18 protein-coding genes are annotated in these 20,140 nt (G+C 67.9%); 7 read left to right on the top strand and 11 right to left on the bottom strand.

The window, feature by feature from the left end:
- Window positions 1–162: 162 nt before the first annotated feature.
- A complete protein-coding gene (locus CK625_RS09850; protein WP_172424650.1) occupies window positions 163–591 on the bottom strand; it encodes a DUF4395 family protein in 429 nt (142 codons plus the stop codon).
- A 252-nt stretch (window positions 592–843) separates the two neighbouring features.
- Between CK625_RS09850 and CK625_RS09845 the strand changes: the two genes are divergently transcribed.
- From CK625_RS09845 to rfbD, 4 genes are all read left to right on the top strand, one after another.
- Window positions 844–1,848, top strand: coding sequence for a Bug family tripartite tricarboxylate transporter substrate binding protein (locus tag CK625_RS09845; protein ID WP_095540144.1), 1,005 nt, complete (start codon window positions 844–846; stop codon window positions 1,846–1,848).
- 305 nt (window positions 1,849–2,153) lie between these two features.
- Window positions 2,154–3,443 (top strand): glutamate--cysteine ligase, encoded by a 1,290-nt coding sequence (gene gshA, locus CK625_RS09840; protein WP_095540143.1) that lies wholly within the window; start codon window positions 2,154–2,156, stop codon window positions 3,441–3,443.
- Between the two features lies 1 nt (window position 3,444).
- Entirely contained in the window at window positions 3,445–4,506 is a 1,062-nt protein-coding gene (gene rfbB, locus CK625_RS09835; RefSeq protein ID WP_095540142.1) for a dTDP-glucose 4,6-dehydratase, read from the top strand.
- Between the two features lie 108 nt (window positions 4,507–4,614).
- Window positions 4,615–5,523, top strand: coding sequence for a dTDP-4-dehydrorhamnose reductase (gene rfbD, locus CK625_RS09830; RefSeq protein WP_095540141.1), 909 nt, complete (start codon window positions 4,615–4,617; stop codon window positions 5,521–5,523).
- Between the two features lie 138 nt (window positions 5,524–5,661).
- Here the strand turns inward: rfbD and yidC are convergent, their stop codons facing one another.
- The 4 genes from yidC to rpmH all read right to left on the bottom strand — a co-directional run bounded on the left by yidC (window position 5,662) and on the right by rpmH (window position 8,663).
- Window positions 5,662–7,365 carry a membrane protein insertase YidC gene (yidC, locus tag CK625_RS09825; protein WP_095540140.1) on the bottom strand — a complete coding sequence of 568 codons (1,704 nt, stop codon included), beginning with the start codon at window positions 7,363–7,365 and terminating at the stop codon, window positions 5,662–5,664.
- Window positions 7,362–7,640: a membrane protein insertion efficiency factor YidD gene (yidD, locus tag CK625_RS09820; RefSeq protein ID WP_095540139.1), complete on the bottom strand. Its 279-nt coding sequence runs from the start codon at window positions 7,638–7,640 to the stop codon at window positions 7,362–7,364. Before yidD ends, yidC begins: the two co-directional genes overlap by 4 nt.
- Entirely contained in the window at window positions 7,637–8,209 is a 573-nt protein-coding gene (locus CK625_RS09815) for a ribonuclease P protein component (RefSeq protein WP_238945613.1), read from the bottom strand. The genes yidD and CK625_RS09815 overlap by 4 nt, the downstream gene beginning before the upstream one ends.
- A 316-nt stretch (window positions 8,210–8,525) precedes the next feature.
- The gene (gene rpmH, locus CK625_RS09810; RefSeq protein ID WP_046740565.1) at window positions 8,526–8,663 is read right to left on the bottom strand and encodes a 50S ribosomal protein L34; all 138 of its coding nucleotides are present in this window, start codon (window positions 8,661–8,663) and stop codon (window positions 8,526–8,528) included.
- Between the two features lie 452 nt (window positions 8,664–9,115).
- Between rpmH and dnaA the strand changes: the two genes are divergently transcribed.
- Together dnaA and mnmE are read left to right on the top strand one after the other, a co-directional pair.
- A complete protein-coding gene (gene dnaA, locus CK625_RS09805; RefSeq protein WP_095540164.1) occupies window positions 9,116–10,774 on the top strand; it encodes a chromosomal replication initiator protein DnaA in 1,659 nt (552 codons plus the stop codon).
- A 24-nt stretch (window positions 10,775–10,798) separates the two neighbouring features.
- On the top strand, window positions 10,799–12,271 hold the full coding sequence (mnmE, locus tag CK625_RS09800; RefSeq protein WP_095540138.1) for a tRNA uridine-5-carboxymethylaminomethyl(34) synthesis GTPase MnmE: 1,473 nt from the start codon (window positions 10,799–10,801) through the stop codon (window positions 12,269–12,271).
- A gap of 135 nt (window positions 12,272–12,406) precedes the next feature.
- Here the strand turns inward: mnmE and CK625_RS09795 are convergent, their stop codons facing one another.
- The 4 genes from CK625_RS09795 to CK625_RS09780 form a co-directional block, all read right to left on the bottom strand.
- Window positions 12,407–13,186, bottom strand: coding sequence for an enoyl-CoA hydratase (locus tag CK625_RS09795; protein ID WP_095540137.1), 780 nt, complete (start codon window positions 13,184–13,186; stop codon window positions 12,407–12,409).
- A 4-nt stretch (window positions 13,187–13,190) separates the two neighbouring features.
- Window positions 13,191–14,015 carry an acyl-CoA thioesterase gene (locus tag CK625_RS09790; RefSeq protein WP_095540136.1) on the bottom strand — a complete coding sequence of 275 codons (825 nt, stop codon included), beginning with the start codon at window positions 14,013–14,015 and terminating at the stop codon, window positions 13,191–13,193.
- Between the two features lie 84 nt (window positions 14,016–14,099).
- The gene (locus CK625_RS09785) at window positions 14,100–15,899 is read right to left on the bottom strand and encodes an acyl-CoA dehydrogenase C-terminal domain-containing protein (RefSeq protein WP_095540135.1); all 1,800 of its coding nucleotides are present in this window, start codon (window positions 15,897–15,899) and stop codon (window positions 14,100–14,102) included.
- 87 nt (window positions 15,900–15,986) lie between these two features.
- Window positions 15,987–16,628 carry a TetR/AcrR family transcriptional regulator gene (locus tag CK625_RS09780; protein ID WP_095540134.1) on the bottom strand — a complete coding sequence of 214 codons (642 nt, stop codon included), beginning with the start codon at window positions 16,626–16,628 and terminating at the stop codon, window positions 15,987–15,989.
- Window positions 16,629–16,830: 202 nt separating this feature from the next.
- On the opposite strand from CK625_RS09780, the gene CK625_RS09775 reads away from it, so the two are divergent.
- Window positions 16,831–17,139 (top strand): hypothetical protein, encoded by a 309-nt coding sequence (locus CK625_RS09775; protein ID WP_095540133.1) that lies wholly within the window; start codon window positions 16,831–16,833, stop codon window positions 17,137–17,139.
- A gap of 115 nt (window positions 17,140–17,254) precedes the next feature.
- Here the strand turns inward: CK625_RS09775 and CK625_RS09770 are convergent, their stop codons facing one another.
- The gene (locus tag CK625_RS09770) at window positions 17,255–18,262 is read right to left on the bottom strand and encodes a Bug family tripartite tricarboxylate transporter substrate binding protein (RefSeq protein WP_095540132.1); all 1,008 of its coding nucleotides are present in this window, start codon (window positions 18,260–18,262) and stop codon (window positions 17,255–17,257) included.
- Between the two features lie 150 nt (window positions 18,263–18,412).
- On the bottom strand, window positions 18,413–20,140 hold the full coding sequence (locus CK625_RS09765) for a sensor histidine kinase (RefSeq protein ID WP_095540131.1): 1,728 nt from the start codon (window positions 20,138–20,140) through the stop codon (window positions 18,413–18,415).

Raw genomic sequence — 20,140 nt, 5'->3', positions numbered from 1 at the left:
GGGATGTGCAACAGGCCCCAAGGCCAGCCCTTTGGCAGCCAGAGGGGAAAAATTGGCGGGCGCTATTGTGTCTGCTGCCTGGGCAGCCAAACCCCAGTCGCGCCGCTTTCTAGGGTTAGCCCCAGGTATCGAAGCGGGGCAGCGCCCATGCCATTGCCCAGATCACATGGTCTTGGGCGGGAACTTGCTGTACCACAGGCCATAGACCGTGCAGGCGGCGCAAAAGCCCACGGCCCAATCCAGCGTGGTCAGCACCATCACGGCAATGCAGGGCACTTGCCACATCGGGCTGCCCAGGTAGGCCAGCAGCAGCGAAACGGCACTGGCAATGAACAGCAGCTTGTTGGCAAACATCTTGGCGCCGGCGTTCTCCTTCTTGCCGCCCCAGCCGCGCGCCTCGAACAGCTTGGCCCACACGCGGTGCGAGGGGCACTTGTAATGGCCGATGAAGCCGCGCACCAGGCCCTGCACCATCGGCACGGCCATCAGCCAGGGCGACCACAGCAGCGCCGCGCCGCAAAACAGGAAGTTGATGAAGGATTCCCAGCGTGTGACGTGGGACCAGACCGGGGGCAGATCAAAGCGAAGCATGGCAAAACCTTTGCAAAATGGGACACACGAACGCATCGCCCCGCAGCAGGCCAGACGAGCGCGCCGCCGTGGGGCGGCGGGATATTACATGTTTTTTGAATATTTGCGCCCTTGGCGCAGACAAAAAATCAACTCCGCCGCGCCATCACGCACTGCCAGGTGCGCAAGAAGTGCAAGAAAATCGCAGCGCCGCACGCCCTGTGGCCTGCAGCACCGGGCGGATGCCGCCCACTTTTTTTGAGGAAACACACCATGACTTTTCATCCTTTTCCCCAGGCGGCCAGCCGCCGTCAGGCCTTGGCCTTGCTGGCCGCTGGGCTGGCTTCTTCCTGGCTTGCGGGCGCTGCGCTGGCGCAGGAGAAGTACCCGGCCCGCCCGGTGACGCTGGTGGTGCCGCAGGCCGCCGGCGGCGCCAATGATGTGTTGGCGCGCGTGCTGGCGCAGCGCCTGGCCGAGCAATTGGGCCAGAGCGTGATAGTGGACAACCGCCCTGGCGCGGGCGGCACGCGCGCCACCGCCGCCCTGAGCCGCACGCGCGGCGATGGCTACACCCTGCTGGTGACGACCGACAGCGCCCAGGTTATCGCCCCGGCGCTGTACAAGAACCCGGGCTTTGATCCCGAGAAGGACTTCATCCCGGTGGCGCCCATCGCCCGCGCTGGTTACGTGCTGGTGGCCCACCCGGACTTTGGCGCCAACGACGTGGCCGGCCTGATCGCGCTGGCCAAGGCCCAGCCAGGGCATTACGCCATCGCCTCGGCGGGCAATGGCACGCTGAACCATTTGATGGCCGCGCTGTTGCAAAAGGCCGCAGGCATTGAGTTGCTGCACGTGCCGTACAAGGGCTCGGCGGCCGCTGCCACCGATGTGGTGAGCGGGCAGGTGCCGCTGTCGGTGCAAAGCCTGCCTTCGGTGATGGGCTTCGTGCAGTCGGGCAAGCTCAAGGTGCTGGGCGTGGTCAACCCCGAGCGCACGCCGGCGCTGCCCGATGTGCCCACCATCAGCGAAACCCTGCCAGGCTTTGGCGCCGCGCCCTGGTATGCGCTGTTTGCGCCGGCGGGCACGCCCGAGGCCATCGTCGCGCAGCTGCAGGGCGAGGTGCAGCGCGCGCTGGCGCACCCGCAGATGCTGGAGAAGCTGCGTGCCCTGGGCTGTGAGCCGTTTGTGGGCACGGCCGCAGACTTGGGGCAGTTGGTGCGCAGCGACCGCGAGCGCTGGGCCAAGGCCGTGAAAGAGACGGGCGTGACCATCGATTGAGTGGCGCAGGCCTGCGGCCTGGCTGTTTTTTGCGCAGGCGCGGGCAGTTGTTTGTGCGCCCACTTCTTGCAGAAATGACCTCCCATGGCTGCCGCCTGCGCAGGCGTTGAGCGACGGGGCCGGGATGTGCGTGCCCAGCACAGGCAGAAAAAAGGGAGAACCAGCCAGTGGCTGCGCTGGGCCCTTGGCTCGGCGAGGCGTTGCCAGGCATCCGCTGCTCCGTGCGCCAGGGCGTGCGCGGCCCATGGCGCATGGCATGGGCTGACTACAATGGCCGGGTTTTGATGCATGAAGGACATAGACCCATGGTTCCCCACCTCGTCACCGCGTTGACCGGCCCGATCAGCGAGCTGGAGCAGCGCATTCTTGAGTCCATGCCCGCCATTGAGCGTTGGTTCCGCCTGGAGTGGATGGAGCACACGCCGCCGTTTTACTGCTCGGTGGATGTGCGCAATGCGCAGTTCAAGGTCGCGCCGGTGGACACCAACCTGTTCCCTGGCGGCTGGAACAACCTCACGGCAGAGATGCTGCCGCTGGCGGTGCAGGCCACGATGGCGGCGATCGAGAAGATCTGCCCGGAGGCGCGCAATCTGCTGCTGATCCCCGAGAACCACACGCGCAACCCCTACTACCTGGCCAACGTGGCGCAGTTGCAGCGCATCTTCCGCGCTGCGGGCCTGAACGTGCGCATCGGCTCGATCAGCCCGGAGATCACCGAGGACACGACGGTGACGCTGGCCAACGGCGAAGAGCTGCTGCTCGAGCCAGTCAACCGCACCAAGCACCGCCTGCAGGTCAAGCAGTTCGACCCCTGCACGATCTTGCTCAACAACGACTTGTCGGCGGGCACGCCGGGCATTCTGGAAGACCTGCACGAGCAGTTCCTGCTGCCGCCGCTGCATGCCGGCTGGAGCGTGCGCCGCAAGAGCCAGCACTTCAAGGCCTACGACGACGTGGCCAAGAGCTTCGGCAAAATGCTGGGCATCGACCCCTGGCTGATCAACCCGGTGTTTGCCCAGGCCACGGGGGTGGATTTTGCGCAGGGCCAGGGCATCGAGGCCCTGCAAGAAAGCGTCAATGCCGTGCTGGCCAAGATCCGGCGCAAATACAAGGAATACGGCATCACCGAGAAGCCCTACGTGGCCATCAAGGCCGACAACGGCACTTACGGCATGGGCGTGATGATGGTGCAGGACGCAGCGGAGCTCGACAGCATCAACCGCCGCACCAAGAACAAGATGTCGGTCATCAAGGACGGCCAGCAGGTCAGCGACCTGCTGATCCAGGAAGGCGTGGCCACCATCGAGAGCATCGACGGCGCCACGGCCGAGCCGGTGGTGTACATGCTTGACCGCTACGTGGTGGGCGGTTTTTACCGCACCCACGCCAGCAAGGGCGCGGAGGAAAACCTGAACGCGCCGGGCGCGACCTTCCTGCCGCTGAGCTTCGAGCCGGGCCACGTGCTCGATGCCAAGGGCAAGCCCGGCGAGGCCTTGCCCAACCGCTTCTACATGTATGGCGTCATCGGGCGCCTGGCCATGCTGGCGGCCAGTTACGAGTTGGAGCGTACCAACCCCGAGGCGGAGGTGTACTGACATGATCCTCGTCACCGGCGGCGCTGGCTTCATCGGCGCCAATTTTGTGCTCGACTGGATCGAGCACATCGGCGAGCCCGTGGTCACACTGGACAAGCTCACCTACGCAGGCAATCTGCAGAACCTGGCGCCGCTGCAAGGCGATGCGCGGCATCAGTTCGTGCGCGGCGACATCGCCGATGCCGCGCTGGTGGCCAGCCTGCTGGCCGAGCACCGGCCGCGCGCCATCGTGCACTTTGCCGCCGAAAGCCATGTGGATCGCTCCATCCACGGCCCGGAGGACTTTTTGCACACCAATGTGCTGGGCACCTTCCGCCTGCTGGAGGCCGCCCGCGCGCACTGGAACGCGCTGGACGGGGCCGAGAAGGCGGCGTTTCGCTTCCTGCACGTCTCCACCGACGAGGTCTACGGCACGCTCGCGCCCGATGCGCCGGCCTTCACCGAGCAACACCCCTACGAGCCCAACAGCCCCTACAGCGCCACCAAGGCCGCCAGCGACCATCTGGTGCGCGCCTGGTTCCACACCTACGGCCTGCCGGTGCTGACCACCAACTGCAGCAACAACTATGGGCCGCTGCACTTTCCGGAAAAGCTCATCCCGCTGGTCATCACCAACGCCCTGGCCGGCAAGCCGCTGCCCATCTATGGCGATGGCCAGCAAATCCGCGACTGGCTCTACGTCAAGGACCACTGCAGCGGCATCCGCCGCGTGCTCGAAGCGGGCACGCCCGGCCAGACCTACAACATCGGCGGGCACAACGAAATGGCCAACATCGACATCGTGCGCCGCATCTGCGCGCTGCTCGACCGGCTGCGCCCGCGCGCCGATGGCCTGAGCTACGCCGAGCAAATCCGTTTTGTCGCCGACCGCCCCGGCCACGACCGCCGCTACGCCATCGACGCGCGCAAAATGCAACAGGAACTGGGCTGGGCCCCGGCCGAAACCTTCGACAGCGGCATCGAAAAAACCGTCCAGTGGTATCTGGACAATGCCGACTGGGTGCGCAACGTGCAAACCGGCGCTTACCGCGACTGGCTGGCCAAGCAATACGCCGCAGCCTGAACGCGAGCGCCTGTTCAAAATTTCTGCACGGCAGCCAATCCAGCGGATTTGGGCAGTCTGCGGCGCTGGCAAGGCCTCGCCGGGCCACGCACAGGAGGGCATCCAACCATGAAAATCTTGTTATTGGGAAAAAACGGCCAGGTCGGCTGGGAGCTGCAGCGCAGCCTGGCCGTGCTCGGCGAAGTCATCGCGCCCGAGCGCAGCGATGCCCAGCACGGTGGTGACCTGGCTCAGCCCGAGGCGCTGCGCGCGGCCATTCGCCGCATCGCGCCGCAGGCCATCGTCAACGCCGCAGCCTACACCGCCGTCGATCGGGCGCAAAGCGAGGCCGAGCAGGCCCACGCCATCAACACCGTGGCGCCGCAGGTGCTCGCCCAAGAGGCCAGCGCCCTTGACGCCTGGCTGGTGCACTACAGCACGGACTACGTCTTCGACGGCAGCGGCCAGACCCCCTGGCGCGAAAACGACGCCACAGCCCCGCTGTCCGTCTACGGCCAGAGCAAGCTGGCCGGTGAACAGGCCATTGCCCAAAGCGGCGCCAAGCACCTCATCCTGCGCACCAGCTGGGTCTATGGCGCGCACGGCAACAACTTCCTCAAAACCATGCTGCGCCTGGGCGCCCAGCGCCCGGAGCTGCGCATCGTGGCCGACCAGATCGGCGCGCCCACCGGCGCCGAGCTGCTGGCCGACGCCACCGCGCAGGCCCTGCTGCAAGCCATGCAGGGCAGCCCGGCCTTCAGTGGCATCTACCACCTCACGGCCAGCGGCGCCACCAGCTGGTTCGACTACGCGCAATACATCTTCGAGCAGGCGCGCCGCATCGACCCGGCCACTGCCCGCGCCCAGCTCGTGCCCATCCCCAGCAGCGAATACCCCACACCCGCTGCCAGGCCGCTGAACTCGCGCCTGGACACCACGCACTTCGAGCACACCTTCGGCCTGATCATGCCGCCCTGGCAACAGGGCGTGGCACGCGTCGTGGCCGAACTGCTGCAACCTGGCTGGACGCCGCAATAAACGCGCACAACCCAGTGCCACAGCCAGCGAGGCCGCGCCGCCCAGCGCCGCCTCGCTTTTTTGCGTGTGATCGGCCGCCCGCGCGTGGCGCACATGAAAAAGCCGCCCTGTGGTGAGCAGGGCGGCTGATGGGGGCGCTTACTTGAACTTGGGCAGATTGAACTGCGGTGGCACGCCCATGCGGGTGTTGATGATCCACTGCTGGGCGATGGACAGGATGTTGTTGGTCAACCAGTACAGCACCAGGCCGGCGGGGAAGAAGAAGAACATCACGCTGAACACCAGCGGCATGATCCACATCATCTTGGCCTGCATGGCATCGGGCGGCTGCGGGTTGAGGGCCACTTGCAGCAGCGAGGAAAGCATCATCAGCAGCGGCAGGATGAAGTAGGGATCGGGCGCGGAGAGGTCGTGGATCCAGCCAATCCATGGGGCGTGGCGCATTTCCACGCTGGACAGCAGCACCCAGTACAGCGCGATGAAGAAAGGCATCTGGATCAGGATCGGCAGGCAGCCGCCCAGCGGGTTGACTTTTTCCTCGCGGTAGATGCGGATCATCTCCTGCTGCATTTGCTGGGGGTTGTCCTTGTAGCGCTCGCGCATTTGCATGATGCGCGGGTTGATGGCCTTCATCTTGGCCATGCTGGCGTAGGCGCGGGCGTTGAGCCAGTAGAAGGCGATCTTGAGCAGGAACACCAGCGCGACGATGGCCCAGCCCCAGTTGCCCAGCAGGTCGTGCAGCCGATCGAGCAGCCAGTACAGTGGCTTGGCCAGGGCCTTGACCATGCCGTAGTCCTTGACCAGCTCCAGGCCGGGGCTGATCTCCTGCAGCTCGCGCTCGATCTGCGGGCCGGCGTAGAAGGTGCTGTCCAGCGTTTGCGAGGCCCCGGGGGCGATGCTGGGGAAAGGGGCGATGGCGCCCACGGCGTACAGGCCGTTGCCCGGCTTGCGCACGAAGTATTCGCGCTGCAGGCCCGCCGGCGGGATCCAGGCGGCGGCAAAGTAGTGCTGCACCATGGCGGCGTAGCCGCTGGCGCTGGTTTTCTGGAATTTGGCGTTGCCTTTGTCGATGTCCTTGAACTCGACTTTCTGGAATTTTTCCTCGTCGGTGTAGATGGCCGGCCCGGTGTAGGTGCCGGTGAACATCACGCCGCCGTCGATAGTGCCGCCATCGCGCACCAGCTGCTCATACAGCTGCGGCGCCACGGCGGCCTGGCCGTGGTTGAGCACTTCGTGGCGCACGGCAATGGCGTACTGGCCGCGCTGCAGCGTCCAGGTCTTGACCAGCTGCACGCCGCCTTGCACGGGCGACTCGAAGCGCAGCTGCAGGCTGTCCTGGCCGTCGATCAGGCTGCGCGGGCCATCGGCCAGGCGCATGATGGTCTTGTGGTTCGGGAAGTCGCCGCCGATCAGGCCGGTCTGAGCCACGTAGGCGCGGGTGCTGCTTTCATCGAGCAGCACGACCTGGCCGTCGCGGGCGTCGTTCTCGTAGTCCAGCAGCTCGACGCGGTTGAGCGAGCCGCCCTCGGTGCTGAAGCTCAGGCGCAAGACGTCGGTGGTGACCTCGATGCGCTCGGCCGCCGCCGCAGGTGCGGCAGACGGTGCTTCCATGGGCGGCTGCCCCGCCTGGCCCAGCGCCGTGCTGGCCTGCGGGGTTTGCTGCGTGCCAGCGGTGCTGCCGGGCACGCCATCGCTGGCCGAGCCTGGCGCCGTTGCCGTGGTGGCCGCCGGCTGCGGGAAGAAGAAGGCGGAGCGGCCATTGTGCAGCTGCCAGCGATCCCACAGCAGGATCAGCGAGAACGCAAAGATCACCCACAGAATGGAGCGGCGAATATCGTTCATGGGGACTTCTTGGACGAAGAGGAGGAAGAAATCAGGCGGCTGAACAGCCCCTCTCCAGGGGCTTCAGGCACCGGGTCATGGCCGCCTGCGCACCAGGGGTGGCAACGCGCCAGGCGGCAGGCCGTCAGCCAGCTGCCACGCGCAGCGCCATGGCGCTGCAAGGCGGTGATGGCGTATTGCGAGCAGGTGGGCTCGAAACGGCAGGCGCTGCCCAGCCAGGGGCTAAGCAGCAGGCGGTACAGCTTGACCAGCCCGACCAGTGCAGCGCGGATCATGGCTGGGCCTTTGGCTTGGGCCCGACCGGGCCTGCGGCAGCGCCCGGCGCTGCAGCGCGGGCGAACAGCAATTGCAATTGCCCGCGCACCTGCTGGCGCAACTGGGGGGAGGCGGCGCTGCGCAGCATGACCGCTGCCGCATCCGGCTGGGCCGTGGCCGGCTGCCTGGGCGTTGCCCTCTTGCCTTTGCCGCGCCCAGGCGCGGCAGGGGCATGAAAGCCAGCCCGCAGCCGCACCAGCCAGGCAAACCCTGCGAGGCCAGGCGATGCGGGCAGGGCCGCATCCGTGGCGGCGGCTTCGCCGGTGGTGGCGCGCAAATGCTCCAGCGCCACGGCATACACCTGGCGGCGGATCAGATTGCGCGTGACCGCCCGCTTGGCCCAGCGCTTGGGAATCAGCGCGCCCACCCAGGCGCCACCCCCCGCAGGCACGGCCTCAGCCGCCACTGGCGCAGCGCCATCCAGCGGGCCGGGCAGGGCGGCCACCGGCAGGCGGTGCAGGCAAAAATGCGCCGTTCGGGCAATGGGCGCTTGCGCCAGCATGGCCTGAAACTGTTGGCGGGTTTTCAAATGTCGGATACGCATGCGCGGCAGCCACCACGGCCAACAGGCCGCTATACAGCGGCCTTTCGGACGGTGGGCCCTAGGCGTGGAGGCACAGGCGTCGATGCGCAAGGCATGGGCGCGTGTTGGCAAGTCATGCGCAGGCAAGGAGTTGCACGGGCCCAGGCTCTTGCCGCCCTGCGGCCACGTCAGTGGCATGGCGATCCAGGGCCCAAGCCCTTTGCCTTGGGCGCAAGCCGTGAGTTGCCGGGCGCGCCGCTGGGCTGAGTGGCCCCAGCGGCAGCGGCCTCTGGCATGGCTGTGCTGCCCAGCCGGCGGCCGATCAGGACAGGCCCAGGCGCTTGCGGCCCTTGGCGCGGCGTGCGTTGATCACGGCGCGGCCGCCGCGGGTTTTCATGCGCACCAGAAAGCCATGGGTGCGGGCGCGACGGATTTTGGAGGGTTGGTATGTACGTTTCATGAGACTCACCTATAGGGGGAAATCGATGTCCAAAAGGCCATGCGGCAATGCCTGCCGGGCAGGCCAGGGGGCCAGGCGGTGCGTGCCCAAAGCGCGCAGCCCTGGCCACTGCCCGGGCTGGCCGAAAGCCAGTGGCCCCAGCGGGGCTGTCTGTCAGGCGGGCAGCCAAAGAAAGCAAACCGCAGATTATCTCATGGCTTTGCTTTTTGTTCCAAACAGGCGATTGCAAAGCCCTGGGCGGTGCGGTGCGGCGCAATGGATGCGGGCTGCAGGCCTGCACCGCCCCGGCGGTCGGTGTCCGTCATGGCGATGAACACATCCCGGCCTGTGGATAACTGCTTTGGCGCGGGGGCACGCTGCTTATAATCTGGCCCTTTTTCGCCCGGTTGCCGACGGCATCGCGGGCAATGGGATCCATCGGGCAGGGCAGGCAGACGGGCATGGTGCAAGCAATGAAAAAAATCTCTCAGTTCCAGGTGCCGCCCAGCACGCAGCTTGGCGCCCAAGAAGAGGGCGTCCCCGCGCAGCCATCCCAGGCCGATCTGTGGCAACGCTGCCTGGAGCGGCTGGCGCTGGAGATCCCGCCGCAGCAGTTCTCCAGCTGGATCAAGGGCCTGCAGGCCAATTACCAGCCTGAACAGGCGCGCATGCGCCTGCAGGTCTCCAACCGCGTGGCGCTGGAGCACATCCGCAAGAACTATCTCGGCACCATCGGCGCGGTGGCCCAGGAGATCAGCGGCGCGCCGCTGAGCATCCAGATCGGCCTGGCGACGCGGGCCGGGCATGGCGGTGCGGCCAGCGCGGGCACGGCCCTGCCCCACCGCGCGCGCAGCGCGCCAGCGGCGGCGGGCATTGCCGGCCTGGCCCAGCATGTGCAGGCGCAGGCCAGCCAGCAACGGCCGGCCCAGCCGGCGCAGGCCGAGCCGCTGCAGCAGGCCATGCCACAGGCCCAGGCCCTGCCGGAGATGGAACTGCCCCTGATGGAGGAGGAACTGCTGCCGCTGGCCGAGCAGGCGCCGCCGGCAGCCGACGAAGGCGCTGCGCCCCCCGCGGCGGGTGCGGCAAGCGGCCCAGGCGGTGTGGGCGGCGCGCGCGCGGCGCACCTCAAGCCGCAGCTGACCTTTGACAACCTGATCGAAGGCTCGGCCAACCGCATGGCGCGCGCGGCGGCGCTGCACGTGGCCCATGCGCCGGGGCAGATGTACAACCCGCTGTTCATCTACGGCGGCGTGGGCCTGGGCAAGACCCACCTGATCCACGCCGTGGGCAACCAGATGCTGGCCGCGCGGCCCGATGCCAAGGTGCTCTACATCCATGCCGAGCAGTTCGTCACCGACGTGGTGCGCTCGTATCAGCGCAAGACCTTTGACGCCCTCAAGCAGCGCTACCACTCACTCGATCTGCTGCTGATCGACGACGTGCAGTTCATCGCCGGCAAGGAGCGTACCCAGGAGGAGTTCTTCAACGCCTTCGAGGCCCTGCTGTCGAAAAAGTCGCACATCGTCATGACCAGCGATACCTACCCCAAGGGCCTGATGGACATCCACGAGCGCCTGGTCTCGCGCTTCGACCAGGGCCTGACCGTGGCCATCGAGCCGCCCGAGCTGGAAATGCGCGTGGCCATCCTCATCAACAAGGCCCGCGCCGAGGGCATTGCCCTGTCCGAGGACGTGGCCTTCTTCATCGCCAAGAGCGTGCGCTCCAACGTGCGCGAGCTCGAAGGCGCGCTGCACAAGGTGCTGGCCTATGCGCGCTTCAGCGGCAAGGAAATCTCCATCGCCGTGGTGCGCGAGGCGCTGCGCGACCTGCTCTCGATCCAGAACCGGCAGATCAGCGTCGAGAACATCCAGAAAACCGTGGCCGACTTCTACAAGATCAAGGTCACCGACATGCTCAGCAAAAAGCGCCCGGCCAGCATCGCCAAGCCGCGCCAGATCGCCATGTACCTGGCCAAGGAGCTGACGCAGAAAAGCCTGCCGGAAATCGGCGAGATGTTCGGCCGCGACCACACCACCGTGCTGCACGCCGTCAACAAAGTGCGCCTGGAGCGCCAGCAGCAAACCGAGCTCAACCAGCAGCTGCACGTGCTGGAGCAAACCCTCAAGCGCTGAGCGCCAAGCGCCGCGCCCTTTGCCATGCAAGCCAGCGACACTCAGCCCATCGCCGCCATCGCCACCGCCGCCGGGCGCGGCGCCGTGGGCATCGTGCGCCTCTCCGGCCGCGGCCTGCGGCCCTGGGCCGAGCACTGGCTGGGCCGGCCGCTGCAGCCGCGCCACGCCCACTACCTGCCCTTTCCCGCCGAGGACGGCCAGGCCATCGACCACGGCCTGGCGCTGTTCTTCCCCGCGCCGCACTCCTACACCGGCGAGGACGTGCTGGAGCTGCAGGCCCACGGCGGCCCCATCGTGCTGCAACTGCTGCTGGCGCGCTGCCTGCAAAGCGCCGCCGCGCCCAACCCCGCCACCGGCCAGCCCTGGCTGGCGCAGCTGCGCCTGGCTGAGCCGGGCGAATTCACGCGCCGCGCCTTCCTCAACGACAAGATGGACCTGGCCCAGGCCGAGGCCGTGGCCGACCTCATCGACGCCAGCACCGAAAGCGCCGCGCGCAGCGCCAGCCGCTCGCTCAGCGGCGCCTTCTCGCAGGCCATTGCCCAGCTGCGCGAGCGCCTGATCCACCTGCGCATGCTGGTCGAAGCCACGCTGGACTTCCCCGAAGAAGACGTGGACTTCCTCGAAGCCGCCGACGCACGCGGCCAGCTCGCCGGCCTGCAGGCGCAGCTGCGCGCCATCGGCCAGCGCGCGCGCCAGGGCGCGCTGCTGCGCGAGGGCCTGCACGTGGTCATCGCCGGCCAGCCCAATGCCGGCAAAAGCTCGCTGCTCAACACCCTGGCCGGCGCCGAGCTGGCCATCGTCACCCCCATTGCCGGCACCACGCGCGACAAGGTCGAGCAAACCATCCAGATCGATGGCGTGCCCTTGCACATCATCGATACCGCCGGCCTGCGCCAGACCGACGACCTGGTCGAACAAATCGGCGTGCAACGCGCCTGGCAGGCCCTGGAGCAGGCCCAGGTCGTGCTGTTCCTGCACGACGCGCTGCAGGCCCACGACCCGGCCAGCCAAGAGCGCGACGCGGCCATCCTCGCGCAATTGCACGCCAGGCTGCGCAGCGCCGGAGCAGCAGCAGCCAGCGATGCCCCCACGCCCGTGACCGCACCCGATGGCATGGCCGCCGTGCCCATCGTCCACGTCTGGAACAAATGCGACGCCGCCAGCGACTTTCGCGCCGCCCAGCCCGATGCGCTGGTGCTCTCGGCCAAGACCGGCCAGGGCCTGGACGCACTGCGCCAGCGCCTGCTGCAGCTGGCCGGCCATGAAACCGTGGCCGAAGACGTCTTCATGGCCCGCGCCCGCCACGTGCAGGCCCTGGCCGAAGTCGGCGAGCACCTCGCCCAGGCCCAGGCCCAGCTCGACAGCCCAGCCCCGGCGCTGGACCTGCTGGCCGAAGAATTACGCTTGGCCCAACTGGCGCTGAATCGCATCACCGGCGAATTCGGCGCCGACGACCTGCTGGGCGTGATCTTCTCGCGCTTTTGCATCGGCAAGTGATGCCTCAGCATGGGGGCAAGCCTGTGTGGCCCTGCCCGATGCTGCAGCGCAATACTGTTGGCCCACAGCATGCTGACAACACAAAGGCCCGCAGGGCACATGCGCCTGCGGGCCTTGGGGGCGTGAACGGGCTTTTCAGAGCTTGGAAAAATCCGGCTTGCGTTTTTCCATGAAGGCGGCGAAGGCTTCGCGGGCGGCGGGGGCTTGCAGGAGCTGGCCGAAGATGCGCGCTTCTTCGTCGATGCGCGCCAGCACCCGCTCTTGCTGGGCGGCCTTGAGCAGGCGCTTGGTTTCGCGCAGTGAGCGCGAGGGTTTGGCGGCGAGCTTGGCGGCCTGGGCCTGGGCGCAGGCGTTGGCCTCGCCGGGGGGCACGATGCGGTTGACCAGACCGACTTCGAGCGCGGCTTCGGCAAAGAAGGGCTCGCCCAGCAGCAGGGCTTCGCTGGCGCGCTGGTGGCCCATCAGGCGCGGCAGCAGCAGCGAGGAGCCGGCCTCGGGACACAGGCCGAGGTTGACGAAGGGCATGGAGAAGGCGGCGTTGTCGCCGGCGTAGACCAGGTCGCAGTGCAGCAGCAAGGTAGTGCCGATGCCCACGGCAGGGCCGCAGACGGCTGCCAGCAGCGGTTTGGGGAAGGTGGCCAGGGCGCGCAGGAAGCGGAACACGGGGCGCTCGGCGTCGTCGCCGGCTGGCTGCATGGCCGCGCGCTGGAAGTCTTCGATGTCGTTGCCGGCGCTGAAGACGCTCTCATGCCCCTGGATGACGGCCACGCGCACGGCCTCGTCCTGCGCGGCGGCGTGCAGCGCGTCGGCCAGTTCGGCGTACATGGCCTGGGTGAAGGCGTTTTTCTTCTCCAGGCGCGCCAGCGTCAGGGTCAGCACGCCGTTTTCGCTGTGGCGCAGGATGGCTTCGGACATGGGCTTACTCCTTGTAGTAGGCGATTTGGTGGGTGCTGGCCAGCAGCTGGCCGGCGCTGTTCCAGATGTGGCCGCTCTGGTCGGCGAAGTTGTTGCGGAACTCCTGGCCGGTGGCCTGGGCCAGCACGTAGCCCTCGCCGCTGTGCGCCAGGGTCTGGGCATCGGCGTGGAAGTACACGGTCATGGAGACGGTGCCGGCGGGCACCTGCCTGGCGCGGCGGCGCCAGATGCGCGGGTAGAACACGTCGCAGACGGCCACCAGGGCGCAGAAGTCCAGCGCGCGCGGCGTGCTTTTGCGCACCCAGAAGCTGGTCAGACTGTCGCTGTTTTCGCTGCCGTCCCACTCAGTGGGCAGCGGGCCTTGCAGCGGCACCAGGGCGTATTGGCTCAGCCAGGGGGTGAAGCTGGTGACGACGATGGGCTCTTGCGCCGGGTCGGGGCCGCCTTGCACGGGGGCGGGCACATCGGTGGCCGACCAGGTGGGGCGGCGCACGGCGGTGACCAGGCTGGCGGTGGTGGCGATGATGGGCTGGCCCGATTCGGGGTCATCGACCCATTGCTCGATCTGCCAATGCTGGGTGGAGCGGTTGGTGCGCACGGGCCGGGCCTGGATGCGGAATGGGCCGTCGGGCACGGGGCCAGCGAAGTTGATGGTCATGGCCGTGGGCTCGCCCAGGCATTTGGGGTGCTGCAGCGCGGCGTTGAGCAGCACGGCGGCGGTGATGCCGCCGAAAGGGCCGATCATGTTGCGGTAGGCCTCGCTGGTGTGGCCGGTGAAGCTGTCATCGGCGCCGGCTTGCAGCGCGATGGCCTGGTCGAATGGGTGCATGGGCATGTTGTGGTGCGATGGCGGCGCTTGCCGCGGTGGCCGCAGCCAGCGCCATGGTGGCCACTGGCTGCGGGGGCTGGCGCATCAGGCCAGGGCGTGCGTGGTCTGCATCAGGCTTTGCGCGTTGTTTTGCGCGCGGCGCAGTGCGGTTTCGACTTCGGGCATCAGGCGCGCGAAGTAAAAGCGCGCGGTCTCCAGCTTGGCGGCGTAGATGGGGTCGGTCTCGCCGCGCGCCTGGGCGGCCAGCGCGACCTGGGCGGCGCGCGCCCACAGCCAGCCGAAGGCCATGTGGCCGACGATGCGCAGGTAGTCCACGGCCACGGCGCCGATTTCGTCCGGGTTGCGCTGCGCGCGCGCGCCGATGGCCTGGGTCAGCTCGGTCAGGCGCTCGCCCAGCTCATGCAGCGGCAGCAGGAACTGGGCCAGCTTGGCCTCGCTGCGGTGCTCGGCGGCCCAGGCGGCGATTTGCTTGCCCAGCGCGGTCAGCGCGCGGCCCTGGTCGCCCATGACTTTGCGCCCCAGCAGGTCCAGCGCCTGCACGGCGTTGGTGCCTTCGTAGATCAGGTTGATGCGCGCATCGCGCACCAGCTGCTCCATGCCGGTCTCGCGGATGTAGCCGTGGCCGCCGAAGACTTGCTGGCAGCCGATGGTGGCGGCCATGCCGTTGTCGGTGATGAAGGCCTTGACGACCGGGGTCAGCAGCGCCAGCTGGGCGTTGGCCGAGGCGCGCTGCTGCTCGTCCGGGTGGTGGTGGGCCTGGTCGAGCAGCAGGCCGCAGTAGCTGCCCAGCATGCGCGCGCCTTCGGCATAGGCCTTGGCGGTGAGCAGCTGGTGGCGCACGTCCGGGTGCACGATGATGGGGTCGGCGGGCTGCTCGGGCGCCTTGGGGCCGCTGAGGCTGCGCATCTGCAGGCGCTCCTTGGCGTAGGCCAGGGCGTTCTGGTAGGCGATCTCGGTCAGGCCCAGCGACTGGTTGCCCACGCCCAGGCGGGCGGCGTTCATCATCACGAACATGGCGGCCAGGCCCTTGTGGGGCTCGCCCACCAGGTGGCCGACGGCGCCGTCGAGCTGCAGCTGCGCGGTGGCGTTGCCGTGGATGCCCATCTTGTGCTCGATGCCGGTGCAGAAGATGCGGTTGCGCTGGCCGAGCTGGCCATCCTCGCCGACCAGGTATTTGGAGACCACGAACAGGCTGATGCCCTTGCTGCCCTGTGGCGCATCGGGCAGGCGCGCCAGCACCAGGTGCACGATGTTCTCGGCCAGGTCGTGCTCGCCGGCGCTGATGAAGATTTTGTTGCCGGTCAGCAGGTAGCTGCCATCGGCCTGGGGCTCGGCCTTGGTGCGCAGCAGGCCCAGGTCGGTGCCGCAGTGCGGCTCGGTCAGGCACATGGTGCCGGTCCACTGGCCGCTGGTCAGCGGCGGCAGAAAGCGCTGTTTGAGCGTGTCGCTGCCGTGCGCCAGCAGGGCCTCATACGCGCCGTGCGACAGGCCTGGGTACATGGTCCAGGCCTGGTTGGCGCTGTTGAGCATCTCATACACGCACTGGTTGAGCACAAAGGGCAGGCCCTGGCCGCCGTATTCGGGCTCGCAGGCCAGCGAGGGCCAGCCGGCCTCGACGTACTGGCGGTAGGCGCTCTGGAAGCCCTCGGGCGTTTTGACGCTGTGGTTGGCGGCGTCGAACTGGCAGCCCTGCGCATCGCCCGGGGCATTGGTGGGCAGCACGACCTCGGCGGCGAACTTGCCCGCTTCCTCCAGCACGGCGTTGAAGGTGTCCTTGTCCAGCGAGGCATAGCGCGGCAAGGCGTTCAAGGTGTCGATGGCGCCGAACATTTCGTGCAGCACGAAGTGCATGTCACGCAGGGGCGGGGTGTAGCGCAGGCTCATGGGGGGCTCCTTCAGTCAGGGGGGAGATGGGTGAAACGAAAACGAAAGCGAAAACGAAGGTGAGGCGGGCGGCGGCCGGGCGCGCGCTCACGGGGGTTGGTGCAGCGCCGGCGCGTGCGCCGCGATCAGGCGTTCAAAGCCGCGCTGGGCGTACTCCAGCGCAGCTCGGTTGCGCAGAAAGCGCACTTCGTAGTGCAGCGCCAGCACCAGCGCGTGGATCTCGAACACCAGCTGGGCCGGCGGCGTCTGGGGGTGCAGATGCCCGGCGGCCTGGCTTTGCGCCACGGCGCGTTGCAGCGCGTCCATCCAGCGGCGCACCGAGTGCTGCAGGGCCTGGCAGACGGGGCCGGGGCGATCGTCGAAATCGACCGCGCCGCTGATGAACACCCCCGAATCCACGCCGGAGACGGTGTGCTGCATCCACAGCTGCACCATGCGCCGCAGCCGCGGCAGGCCGTGCGGCTGTTCCAGCGCGGGCTGGAACACGGCCTGCGCAAAACACTGGTGGTATTGCTCGATGACGGCAATCTGCAGCTCCTCGCGCGAGCCGAAGTGGGCGAACACGCCGGACTTGCTCATGCCCGCCAGCTCGGCCAGCGCGCCGATCGACAGCCCCTCCAGCCCGACCTGGGCCACCAGGCGCAAGGCCGCGTCCAGAATGCTCTGGCGGGTTTGCTGCCCTTTGTGGGAGATGGCGGCAGAAGCACTGCGGGGGCGCACACTGGTCATGGCAAGGGTGGAAAAAGCACGGTCGTGCTATTTTAGGGATAAAGCACGGCCTGTACAGCCCGGCTGCGCCAAGATCAGTGAAAACCTGGATGCCCAGCGCCTGGCGGGGGCGCAGACAATCGGGCGGCCTGCGCCAGGTTGGCGCCGGCCTGTGGCCTGTAGCGGCGGGCCCGGCAGCCTTTTATAGAGAGAGAGCACCCATATGACTTCTTCCATCGAGCCAGCGCTGCAATGCCTGGGCCAGATGCAGCAGCGCCTGCAGCAATTGCGCCAGCAGCCGCAGCAGGCGGGGGATTTCAGCCAATGGGCGCTGGCGCAGTCCGATTTGCTGGGCGCATTGCCGGCGCAGTTCGGCGCCGTGCTGCGCGATTTGCTCAACCGGCTGGAGGCCAGCGCGATGTTTGCCGAGGACAGCTGCTCCTTCAGCCAGGGCGAGCTGTACCAAAGCCTGCAGCTGTGGCTGGACAAGGCTGGCGAGCGCCTGCAGGCCCACCACAGGGCAGGCCTCTGACTGGCGCGGGCTGACACGCTGACCGTGTTTTGCGCCCAAAGAAGCCCAAAGAAGCCCAAAGAAAAAGGAGCGCCCGTGGCGCTCCTGTTGATGTCGGCCATTGAATGGCAGGCGCTCAATCGAGCTTGACGCCCGAATCCTCGACGATGCCCTTCCAGGTCTCGTAGTCCTGCTTGAGGAAGGCGCCGAACTCGGCGCGGCCCATGATCTTGGGCTCGGCGCCTTGTTTCTGGATGGCCTGGCGCACCTCGTCGCTGCCCAGCAGGGCATTGACGGCCTCGTGCATGGCCTCGGCCACCGGCGCGGGCACGGCCGCAGGGGCCATCACGCCGTACCAGGTGCTGACGTCAAACTGCGCCACGCCTTCGATGCCCGATTCGGCCACGGTGGGCACGTCCGGCAGCGAGGAGCTGCGCGCGGCCGAGGTCACGGCCAGCGGGCGCAGCTTGCCGGCCTTGATCTGCGCCATGGCCGAGGGCACGGAGGACACCAGCAACTGCACATTGCCGGCGATCACGTCTACCAGCGCGGGGTTGGAGCCCTTGTAGGGCACGTGCACCAGATCGATGCCCGCGGCGCCCTCGAACAAGTGGCCGGCCAGGTGGATGGAGGTGCCGTTGCCGGGCGAGCCGTAGGTGACGGTGCCGGGCTTGGCCTTGGCGGCGGCCACCACGTCGGCCAGGCTCTTGAAGGGCGAGTCCACGCTGGTGGAAATCAGCACCGGCGAATAGGCCACGTGGGCCACGGGCGTGAGGTCCTTGACCGGGCTCCAGCCCAGGTTCTTGTACAGCCAGGGGCCGATGACCAGGTTGTCCTTCTGGCCGAGCACGAAGTCATAGCCTTCGGCCGGGGCCTTGACGGCCTCGCCAATGCCCAGCGTGCCGCCCACGCCGGGCTTATTGTCGGCCACGACGCTCCAGCCCTTGGCTTCGGTGAGCTTGCTCGACACCAGGCGCGCCAGGATGTCGGTGCCGCCGCCGGGCGGGAAGGGCACGATCATGCGGATGGGCTTGGTGGGCCAGTCTTGTGCGCCGCTGGCCTTGGCATCCTGCGCGGCGGCAGGGCTCAGGCCGACCAGGCAGGCCAGGCCGATGGCAGAGCCGAGCATCAGTTTCTTGAACATGGCAAATCTCGCTGTGTGTGTGGGTAGTGGCGTGAGGGAAAAGGGCGCACGCCCGCAGAGGGTGGCGTGCCAAGCGCGCTAGCTTACACAAGAAAAGCGCCGACTTTCCCCAAGCGCCGGGCTGCTGGCGCATGGCCTGCTGCCAGATGTTCAAACAACCAGTTCGTTGAGCGCCGGGGCGCTGCCGCTGCGGGCCTTGAGCGGGCGCTTGAACAGCACGACGAAGGCATTGCCGGCCACCTCGCCGCGCCCGGCCGTGGGGCGCTCGATGCGCTGGTAGCCGATGCTGGCGCCATGGCGCTCGCACAGCTCCTGGCACAGGAACAGCCCCAAGCCCGAGGAGCGGCTCTCGGAGGAGAAGAAAGGTTCGAACAAATGCTGCTGCACGGATTTTTCCAGCGGCGCGCCGTCGCTCCAGACCGTGAGCATGGCCTGGCCGTTGGCGCCCAGCTGCGTGAAGACCTGCAATGAGTCGGCGTGCGGCCCCATGTAGCGCAGCGCGTTGTCCAGCAGGTTGACGAGGATGCGGCGCAAATGGTCGCGGCCAAAGGCCACGTGGGCCGTGCCGGCGGCCAGCTGCAGCTGCAACTGGCGGCGCTGCGGCTCGTGGCGCTGCCAGTCCTGCACGCATTCGCGTACCCATTCGTCCAGCGCCAGCACCTCGGCGTGGTCGGCGGCGCTGGCCTGGCGCTGCACGCGCGCCACGTCCAGGATGTCCTCGGCAATGCGGCGCAGGCGCTCGGCGTTCTGGCGAATCATCCCGGTCAGGCGCTGCGCGCCGGGGTCTTGCAGATCCTCGGCCAGCAAGGTGTTGGCCTGGATGATGGCGCTGAGCGGGTTGCGGATCTCATGGGCCACGGCGGCCGACATGCGCCCCATGGAGGCGAGCTTTTCCGTGCGCACCTGGGCCTCGACCTTGCGCAGGTCGCGCAGGAACATCACGCAATGCGCGCTGGGCGCAGCGTGCGCGCCGCGCCTGGCAGGGGGGCTTTGCGTGATCCAGGAGCGGGCGTGGATGCCCACCGGGCTGGCGCCTGGCGGCAGCAGGCTCAAATCGGCCACCTGCGGCGCCTGGCGCCGCATCGTGACCTTGGCCATGGCCACCAGCGGGCGCCAGACGGGCTGCTGGTTCAGATCCAACGGCATGCGGCTGTCGGGCGGCAGGCCCAGGATGTCCAGCGCGGCCGGGTTGCTCGAATGCACCACCATGGCCTGGTCGATGACCAGCACGCCATCCTCCAGATTGCTGATGACCAGCGCGTTGACCTGGCTTTGGCGCAGCGCGGCCTCGCGGCTTTTGCGCCCCTCCTGCTCCTCGCCCAGCAGGCGCGAGGCCATTTGATAGACCAGCAGGCCCAGCATGAAAAAGCCCAGCCCGGAGAGCACGGCCTGCAAGATGAGCTGGGGGTTCATGGCCGCATCGCCAGGCCACAGCAGCGGCCAGGCCAGCACCGCAAACACCCCCAGCACGGTGGCGATCAGCACGACGAAATTGCCCAGGGCCGCGGCCATCAGCACGGGCAGGCCCAGCAGCGGCAGAAAGCTCAAATCGTTGCCGCTGTGCCAGTACAGCAGCAGGCCGCAGAACACCACGTCCACGGCCAGTGTGAACAGCCAGTGCAGGGCCGGCGCGCGGCGCGGCTGGCAGGCGCCGAGCAGCCAGCGCGTCAGCGCCGTGAGGATCAGGTAGCCGCCGCACAGCCACAGCGTGGCATTGTCGATCTGGCTGGTGATCAGCCGCTCGGTGCCCAGCAGAAACAGCAGGGCCAGCGCCAGCATCAGCCGGGCGGTCAGAAAGCCGCGCCACAGGCGCTGGAAGGGGCCAGGGGCGGCCTCGGCAGAGCGGGACAGCCCCAGGGCTGCGCGCCAGAAACCCAT

The sequence above is a fragment of the Vandammella animalimorsus genome (assembly GCF_002285265.1).
GTDB lineage: Bacteria > Pseudomonadota > Gammaproteobacteria > Burkholderiales > Burkholderiaceae_C > Lampropedia.
Note: the sequence above shows the minus strand (reverse complement) of the source record. Positions and strands in the feature narration are given on the sequence as shown.

Excerpts from the sequence above, each read along its gene's own strand:
- CK625_RS09850 (WP_172424650.1), bottom strand. The coding sequence starts at position 591 with ATGCTTCGCTTTGATCTGCCCCCGGTCTGGTCCCACGTCACACGCTGG.
- CK625_RS09845 (WP_095540144.1), top strand. The coding sequence starts at position 844 with ATGACTTTTCATCCTTTTCCCCAGGCGGCCAGCCGCCGTCAGGCCTTG.
- gshA (WP_095540143.1), top strand. The coding sequence starts at position 2,154 with ATGGTTCCCCACCTCGTCACCGCGTTGACCGGCCCGATCAGCGAGCTG.
- rfbB (WP_095540142.1), top strand. The coding sequence starts at position 3,445 with ATGATCCTCGTCACCGGCGGCGCTGGCTTCATCGGCGCCAATTTTGTG.
- rfbD (WP_095540141.1), top strand. The coding sequence starts at position 4,615 with ATGAAAATCTTGTTATTGGGAAAAAACGGCCAGGTCGGCTGGGAGCTG.
- yidC (WP_095540140.1), bottom strand. The coding sequence starts at position 7,365 with ATGAACGATATTCGCCGCTCCATTCTGTGGGTGATCTTTGCGTTCTCG.
- yidD (WP_095540139.1), bottom strand. The coding sequence starts at position 7,640 with ATGATCCGCGCTGCACTGGTCGGGCTGGTCAAGCTGTACCGCCTGCTG.
- rpmH (WP_046740565.1), bottom strand. The coding sequence starts at position 8,663 with ATGAAACGTACATACCAACCCTCCAAAATCCGTCGCGCCCGCACCCAT.
- dnaA (WP_095540164.1), top strand. The coding sequence starts at position 9,116 with ATGAAAAAAATCTCTCAGTTCCAGGTGCCGCCCAGCACGCAGCTTGGC.
- mnmE (WP_095540138.1), top strand. The coding sequence starts at position 10,799 with ATGCAAGCCAGCGACACTCAGCCCATCGCCGCCATCGCCACCGCCGCC.
- CK625_RS09795 (WP_095540137.1), bottom strand. The coding sequence starts at position 13,186 with ATGTCCGAAGCCATCCTGCGCCACAGCGAAAACGGCGTGCTGACCCTG.
- CK625_RS09790 (WP_095540136.1), bottom strand. The coding sequence starts at position 14,015 with ATGCACCCATTCGACCAGGCCATCGCGCTGCAAGCCGGCGCCGATGAC.
- CK625_RS09785 (WP_095540135.1), bottom strand. The coding sequence starts at position 15,899 with ATGAGCCTGCGCTACACCCCGCCCCTGCGTGACATGCACTTCGTGCTG.
- CK625_RS09780 (WP_095540134.1), bottom strand. The coding sequence starts at position 16,628 with ATGACCAGTGTGCGCCCCCGCAGTGCTTCTGCCGCCATCTCCCACAAA.
- CK625_RS09775 (WP_095540133.1), top strand. The coding sequence starts at position 16,831 with ATGACTTCTTCCATCGAGCCAGCGCTGCAATGCCTGGGCCAGATGCAG.
- CK625_RS09770 (WP_095540132.1), bottom strand. The coding sequence starts at position 18,262 with ATGTTCAAGAAACTGATGCTCGGCTCTGCCATCGGCCTGGCCTGCCTG.
- CK625_RS09765 (WP_095540131.1), bottom strand. The coding sequence starts at position 20,140 with ATGGGTTTCTGGCGCGCAGCCCTGGGGCTGTCCCGCTCTGCCGAGGCC.